4 protein-coding genes are annotated in these 4,868 nt (G+C 68.1%); 2 read left to right on the top strand and 2 right to left on the bottom strand.

Annotated elements, in window-relative coordinates:
• Positions 1 to 1,377 (bottom strand): CoA-acylating methylmalonate-semialdehyde dehydrogenase (locus tag JMF90_RS24210; RefSeq protein WP_201325515.1); only part of this gene is annotated, 1,377 nt, incomplete at its 3' end.
• A 111-nt stretch (positions 1,378 to 1,488) separates the two neighbouring features.
• Complete coding sequence (locus JMF90_RS24205; RefSeq protein ID WP_011548015.1) at positions 1,489 to 2,808, bottom strand: MFS transporter; 1,320 nt, start codon at positions 2,806 to 2,808, stop codon at positions 1,489 to 1,491.
• A 158-nt stretch (positions 2,809 to 2,966) separates the two neighbouring features.
• Here JMF90_RS24205 and JMF90_RS24200 point away from each other — a divergent pair, with 158 nt between their 5' ends.
• Positions 2,967 to 3,926, top strand: a complete 960-nt coding sequence (locus JMF90_RS24200) for a LysR family transcriptional regulator (protein WP_011548014.1) — start codon at positions 2,967 to 2,969, stop codon at positions 3,924 to 3,926.
• 82 nt (positions 3,927 to 4,008) lie between these two features.
• A complete protein-coding gene (locus tag JMF90_RS24195; protein ID WP_011548013.1) occupies positions 4,009 to 4,800 on the top strand; it encodes a hypothetical protein in 792 nt (263 codons plus the stop codon).
• The last annotated feature ends 68 nt before the right edge of the window (positions 4,801 to 4,868 follow it).

Here is a 4,868-nt window from a genome sequence, read left to right as displayed (position 1 = left end):
GAAGCTGAAGTAGGGCACCGGCACCGGGATCGGGATGTTGATGCCGACCTGGCCGACGTCGATCTCGCTCTGGAACTTGCGCGCCGCCGCGCCGCTCTGCGTGAACAGGCCCACGCCGTTGCCCATCGGGTTGCGGTTGACGAGCGCGATCGCGTCGTCGAGCGTGTCGGCTTCCATCACGACCACCACCGGCCCGAAAATTTCTTCCGTGTAGATCGACATGTCGGCCGTCACGCCCGAGAAGATCGTCGGGCCGACGAAGTTGCCGTGCTCGTAGCCGGGCACCTTCACGTCGCGGCCGTCGAGCAGCAGTGTCGCGCCTTCCTTCACGCCGGCGTCGATCAGCGACAGGATGCGTGCCTTCGCCGCCTTCGACACGACCGGGCCGACGTCGGTGCCGGCTTCGGCGCCCGCGTTCACCTTCAGCGCTTTCGCCTTGTCGACGAGATCGGGCAGCCAGTCGCGCGCCTTGCCGACCAGCACGACGACGGAGGTCGCCATGCAGCGCTGGCCGGCCGCGCCGAAGCCCGCGCCGACCAGCGCGTTGATCGACTGCTCGCGGTGCGCATCGGGCAGCACGACCGCGTGGTTCTTCGCGCCCATCATCGACTGCACGCGCTTGCCGTGCTGGCTGCCGAGGTTGTACACGTGCGTGCCGACGCGCGTCGAGCCGACGAACGAGATCGCCTTGATGTCCGGGTGCGTGCACAGGCGGTCGACCACCGTCTTGCCGCCGTGCACGACGTTCAGCACGCCTGGCGGCACACCGGCCTCGAGCGCGAGCTCGACGAGCTGCATCGTCGACAGCGGGTCCTGCTCGGACGGCTTCAGCACGAACGTGTTGCCGCACACGATCGCCATCGGGAACATCCACAGCGGAATCATCCCGGGGAAATTGAACGGCGTGATGCCGGCGCACACGCCGATCGGCTGGCGCAGCGTGTAGGTATCGACGCCGCCCGCGACGTTCTCCGCGAATTCGCCTTGCTGCAGCGTGCCGATCGAGCACGCGTGCTCGACCACTTCGAGGCCGCGGAAGATGTCGCCCTGCGCGTCCGGCAGCGTCTTGCCTTGCTCGGCCGTCAGCGTGTGCGCGATCCGTTCGAGATTGCGGCGCACGAGATCCTGGAACTTCAGCATGATGCGCAGCCGCGCGCCGATCGGCGTCGTCTTCCAGGTCTGGAATGCGCGCTGCGCGGACGCGATCGCGGCATCGACCTCGTCGAGCGTCGCATACGGCACGCGGCCGATAACTTCCTGCGTCGCGGGGTTGACGATGTCGCCCCACTCGGTGCTGTGCGATTCGACGAACGTGCCGTCGATCAGCAGCTTGGCGGTGGGCAGGGCGAGGGTGGTCTGGGGAACTGCGGCGTTCATGGAACTCTCCGGGGAAACGATGTGCGATGACGAAAGGGGCCCTGCGTCCGCCACGCGCGCAGGCGCGGCGGGCGACAGGACGAACTGAAGAGCGAATGCCGGCCGGCGTGCTCAGGCGCGCGCCGGGCGCATCAATGCGGTACACACGAGGGCGAACACGCCGAAGCCGACGAGGTACGCGATCACGTAGTGCGGCTGGCCGCCGCCGGCCTTGAGCAGCGACGTCGCGATCATCGGCGCGAAACCGCCGCCGATCACGCCGGCCAGCTGCACCGACAGCGAGATGCCGCTGTAGCGGATTTCCGCCGGGAACTGCTGCGCGAACAGCAGCGATTCCGGCGCATAGAGGATCGGGAACACGACGCCGAGGCCGAGCACGATCGCCCACCATGCGGTCGAAGTCTGCTGCGTGCCGAGCATCATGAAGAACGGTGCGGCGAACGCGCACATCAGCACGAGGCCGATCGCGAACATCCGGCGCTGCCCGATGCGGTCGCTCAGATGCCCGCACAGCGGCATCGTGACGAGCGACAGCGCCGCGCCGGCCGTGATCGCGTGCAGCATCTCGGCCTTCGGCAGGTGCAGCTGCTGCGTCGCGTAAGCGAGCGCGAACGTGACGACCATGTAGAACCAGGTGTTCTCGGCGGCGCGTGCGCCGACGATCGTCAGCACCTCGCGCGGATGGCGGCGCAGCGCGGCCGTCACCGGCGATTTCTCGGCCTTGCCCTGGCGCTGTATCTTCTCGAAGTCGGGCGATTCCGGCACCTTCGCGCGGATGAACCAGCCGAGGCCGACGAGCGCGATGCTCGCGAGGAACGGCACGCGCCAGCCCCACGACAGCATGTCGGCTTCCGGCAGCGCGGCCACCGCGGCCATCGCCACCGACGACAGGATCAGGCCGAGCCCGACGCCCGTCTGCGGCAGGCTGCCGAACAGCCCCTTGCGGCCCTTCGGCGCGTGCTCGACGGCCATCAGCACCGCGCCGCCCCATTCGCCGCCCACCGCCATGCCCTGCAGGAAGCGCATCGCGATCAGGAGCGCGGCGGCCCAGTAGCCGATGCTGTCGTACGACGGGATCAGCCCGATGATCATGCTCGGCACGCCCATCAGCAGCAGCGTGATCATCAGCATCGACTTGCGGCCGATGCGGTCGCCGAAGTGGCCGAACACGATGCCGCCCATCGGCCGCCCGATGAAGCCGACCGCGAACGTGCCGAACGCGGCGAGCGTGCCGACGACCGGGTCCAGCGACGGGAAGAAGATGCGGTTGAACACGAGCGCGGCGGCCGTGCCGTACAGGAAGAAGTCGTACCACTCGATCGTGGTGCCGGCCATGCTGGCCCAGCCGGCCAGCAGGTAGTGCTTCGCGGTGCGCTCGGGCGCCGGCGTCGCGATGGTCGCATGCTCATCGAGGGTGGATCGGGTCTGCATGGTGTCTCCGGTTTTATTGCCCGCGGCTCATGGTCCGCAGGTCACGGTCGAGTATAGTTATGCGCAGATTCATGATGTACCGATAAAGAAACCGGTTGGATATGCATTTATGCACATCGACGGCCGGCCCGGAGACGCCCGCCTTTTTTCCCTCGCCGATGCGACATGCCACCGAGCCGGTTTCCGGCAACCTGAACTGGGACGACCTGCGCTTTTTCCTCGAAGTCGCGCGCACGCAGCGCGCGAGCGGCGCCGCGAAGCGGCTCGGGGTCGACTACACGACCGTCGCGCGGCGCATCCGCGCGCTCGAGGCCGCGATGGGCACGCTGCTGTTCGACAAGTCGCGCTCGGGCGGCTTCACGCTGACGGCCGAAGGGCAACGGCTCGTCGCGTATGCGGACGCGATGGAGACGACCGTGCAATCCGCGTGCGATCAGGTCGCGAACACCGGCGAGGCGCTGTCGGGCCACGTGCGGATCGGGTCGACCGAAGGGTTCGGCTGCTTTTTCCTCGCCCCGCAGCTCGCGCGGTTCCGCGCCGCGCATCCGCACGTGACGGTCGACCTGCTGCCGGTGCCGCATTTCGTCAACCTGCCCAAGCGCGAGGCCGATCTCGCGATCACGCTCGAACGGCCCGAGCGCGGGCCTTACGTGGTCACGAAGCTGTGCGACTACCAGTTGCGGCTCTATGCGACGCACGACTATCTGGCGACCCACCCGCCGATCACGTGCACCGACGATCTCGCGCGGCACGCGTTCATCAGCTACGTCGACGATCTCGCGTTCAGTAACGAACTGCTGTACCTGGACCGCGCGGTGCCCGGCGCGACGGCGGGCTTGCGCACGACCAGCGTGATCGCGCAGGTTTTCGCGGCGCTGCAGGGTGGCGGCCTGGCGATCCTGCCGTGCTTCATGGCGGCCACGCAGCCGGCGCTGGTGCCCGTGCTGCCGAACGACGTGGTCGTCACGCGGTGTTTCTGGCTGACGTGCCGCGAGGATCTGCGCAAGCTGCGGCGCGTGACCGCGCTGTGGGACTACCTGCGCGCGGCGGCAGACGCGAATCGCGCGTTGCTGTCGGGGGAATCGGCTACGCTGCGCTTCGTCGGCGAGCCGGAGTAGCGGTCGACGGGCGGTGCGCGACGATTGATCTGGATGACAACACGGCCGGCGGCGATTCGACCGGCCAGCGGGGAGAGGGCAGATGGCTTTGACGCATGCGGGCAAGGTTTTCGTGGTGTGCGTGGTGGTATTCGGCGTGGTCGCTTACTGGCTCGCGTCGCGCATGGTGCGCCGCCAGACGGGCGGCAAGCGTGGGGCCGGCGGCGCGGTCGCGTTCTGGTGGCTCGTGTGTTTTTGCCTGGTGTCGCTGTCGTTCCCGTTCGCGTACTGGATCGGCGACGAGCTCTACGCACTGGCGGTGTCGCCGACATACGAAGCGACCGTCGTGTCCTACCAGTCCGAGTGGGACACCTGCGAGCGCCGCGACAGCTCGGGACGAACCTCGTCGTACCGGTGCATCAAGTACACGTCGATCCTGGAAGCCGTGATGCCGGATGGCGAACGTATCACGCTACCGGGCAACATTCGCTCGGGCGCCGTGCCCGACATCGGCGAGAAGGTCGATGTCGTGTTGCCGCAGGGCGCCCATCAGTGGCACGAGCGCAGCCTGCGCAGTATCGGGCTGCTGGCCGGCGGCACGGTGATGGTCGCGATCATCGGGTATTTCGTCTACCTGATCGCGGCGTACGGTGCCGGGAAGAAGATCGACGGCGCGGCCCGCTTCGGCGTGGCGGCGGTGCTGAACGGGCTCGTGCCGCTCGGCGCGCTGCTGATGGAAGTTGCATTCCTCAGCGTGCCGTATCGCTACTGGGCGCAAGGCAATCCGGAACAGTGGCCCGTGTGGGTGCTGGCACTCTGCCTGCTGTTCGCGCTGGCGCTGCTGCCGTTGCTGCTCGTCTACGCGCGAACCGCATGGCGGGCGGTCGTGAAGTAACGGCGGCGCGGCATGCCTGTACCGCGCCTCGCGATCGCGGCGCGGGGGCCGCCGCGCCGCAGGCCTTC

Source organism: Burkholderia sp. E168m23 (assembly GCF_016586125.1).
Lineage (GTDB): Bacteria > Pseudomonadota > Gammaproteobacteria > Burkholderiales > Burkholderiaceae > Burkholderia > Burkholderia orbicola.
The sequence above is the reverse complement of the archived record's forward strand: the minus strand, read 5'-3'. Positions and strand labels throughout refer to the sequence as shown.